The 2346-nt window shown below is 68.7% G+C and carries 2 protein-coding genes and 1 pseudogene; all 3 read right to left on the minus strand.

Features of this window, described 5'->3' with window-relative positions:
• Nucleotides 1-447 (minus strand): beta-eliminating lyase-related protein (locus tag FUT87_RS09685; protein ID WP_255511749.1); only part of this gene is annotated, 447 nt, incomplete at its 3' end.
• On the minus strand, nucleotides 444-1028 hold the full coding sequence (locus FUT87_RS09690; RefSeq protein ID WP_147240892.1) for an aminodeoxychorismate/anthranilate synthase component II: 585 nt from the start codon (nucleotides 1026-1028) through the stop codon (nucleotides 444-446). The genes FUT87_RS09685 and FUT87_RS09690, both read right to left, overlap by 4 nt.
• A gap of 20 nt (nucleotides 1029-1048) precedes the next feature.
• Nucleotides 1049-2346, minus strand: a pseudogene (locus FUT87_RS09695) (anthranilate synthase component I family protein); the annotation flags it as partial.

Raw genomic sequence — 2346 nt, forward strand, 5'->3', positions numbered from 1 at the left:
CAGCGCCAGCAGCCGGGTGCGCGCGAAGTGCGCGTCGTCGGGCTTGATGTTGGCCTCGATGTCGGCCAGCGGCAGCGAGCCATCGGGCGCGTGGTTCAGCGGCTGCGGCTGGATCGAGCCCAGCACCGCGGCACCGCCGCCCTCCCAGCGGTAGGTGTGGGCGAACTGGCCGACGATGTACTCGTCGCCGCGCTGGCAGTGCGCCATCAGCGCGCACAGGTTGCTCTGCGTGCCGGTGGGCATGAAGAGCGCCGCCTCGAAGCCCAGGCGCTCCGCCAGCGCCGACTGCAGCGCGTTGACGCTGGGGTCGTCGCCGAAGACGTCATCGCCCAGCGGCGCCGCCGCCATGGCGGCACGCATGCCGGCGGTGGGCTGGGTGACGGTGTCGCTGCGCAGGTCGACGACCGCCGCGTCCACATTCCTGCCCGCATTCGTGCTCGCATTCATCGCGCCAACTCCAGGAAGTTCTTGAGCATCGCGTGGCCGTGCTCGGACAGGATGGATTCGGGATGGAACTGCACGCCCTCCAGCGGCGTGGCGGTGCCCGCCAGCGCGCGGTGGCGCACGCCCATGATCTCGCCGTCCTCGCTGCGCGCGCTGATCTCCAGCTCGGCCGGGATCGTCGCTTCCTCGATCGCCAGCGAGTGGTAGCGGATCACGTCGAAGCGCTCGGGCAGGCCGCTGAACACGCCCTGCGCGTCGGTGGTGATGGTCGAGGACTTGCCATGCATCTGCACCTTGGCGCGGATGATGTTCCCACCAAGCGCGGCACCGATGCTCTGGTGGCCCAGGCACACGCCCAGGATGGGCAGCTGGCCGATGAAGCGCTGGATCGCCGGCACGCAGATGCCGGCTTCCTTGGGCGTGCAGGGGCCGGGCGAGAGCACGAGGTGGGTGGGCTTGAGCGCCGCGATCTCGTCCAGGCTGATCTGGTCGTTGCGGACCGTCTTCACCTCGGCGCCGAGTTCGGCGAAGTACTGCACCAGGTTGAAGGTGAAGCTGTCGTAGTTGTCGATCATCAGCAGCATGTCGTTCTCCTTCGTCCGGGTCAGAAACCTTCCTCGACCAGCTCCGCCGCGCGCAGCAGCGCGCGGGCCTTGGCCTCGGTCTCCTTCCATTCGAGCTCGGGCACCGAATCGGCCACGATGCCCGCCGCCGCCTGCACGTACAGCACCTGGTCCATGACCACGCCGGTGCGGATCGCGATGGCCAGGTCCATGTCGCCGCCGAAGCTCAGGTAGCCGCAGGCGCCGCCGTAGATGCCGCGCTTGACGGGCTCGAGCTGGTCGATGATCTCCATCGCGCGGATCTTGGGCGCGCCCGACAGCGTGCCGGCCGGGAAGCTGGCGCGGAACACGTCCATGTTGCCGATGCCGTCCTTCAGCAGGCCCTCGACGTTGCTGACGATGTGCATCACATGCGAGTAGCGCTCGACCGCGAACGCGTCGGTGACCTTGACGCTGCCGGTCCGCGCGATGCGGCCGATGTCGTTGCGGGCCAGGTCGATCAGCATCAGGTGCTCGGCGCGCTCCTTGGGATCGGCCTTGAGCTCCACTTCGAGCGCCTGATCCTGCTCCGGCGTGCCGCCGCGCGGACGCGTGCCGGCGAGCGGGCGGATCGTGACCTTGCGGCCTTCCGGCGTCGACTCCTGGCGCACCAGGATCTCGGGCGAGGCGCCGACGATCTGGAAGTCCCCCATGTCGTAGAAGTACATGTAGGGGCTGGGATTGAGCGAGCGCAGCGCGCGGTAGAGGCTCAGCGGCGATTCGGTGTAGCGCTTCTTGAGCCGCTGGCCGAAGACGATCTGCATGCAGTCGCCGGCCGCGATGAAGGCCTTGGCCTTGTCGACCGAAGCGAGGAAGTCGGCCTTGTTGAATTCGCGCTCGACCGGATGGGCCTGCCCGCGCACCACGCGCGGCGCGGCCACCGAGTAGCCCAACTTGTCCTTGAGCTCCGTCAGCCGCTTCTTGGCCTTGAAGTAGGCCTCGGGCTGCGACGGGTCGGCGTAGACGATCAGGTAGAGCTTGCCCGAGAGGTTGTCGATGACGGCCAGCTCCTCGCACTGCAGCAGCATCACGTCGGGGGTGGGCAGGCCGCCCTCGGGCGTGGAGTCCGCCAGGCGCGGCTCGATGTAGCGCACCGCGTCGTAGCCGAAGTAGCCGGCCAGACCGCCGCAGAAGCGCGGCATGCCGGGCCGCAGCGCGACCTTGAAGCGCTGCTGGTAGGCCTCGATGAAGGCGAGCGGGTCGCCGTCGTGGGTCTCGATCACGGCGCCGTCACGGATCACGCGGGTGACCGTGCCTTCGCTCTTGAGCACGGTGCGGGCCGCAGCCCGATGAAGGAGTA

This window comes from Mitsuaria sp. TWR114 (assembly GCF_007997345.1).

Coding starts and splice junctions, on each gene's coding strand:
- FUT87_RS09690 (WP_147240892.1), bottom strand. CDS start 1,028: ATGCTGCTGATGATCGACAACTACGACAGCTTCACCTTCAACCTGGTG.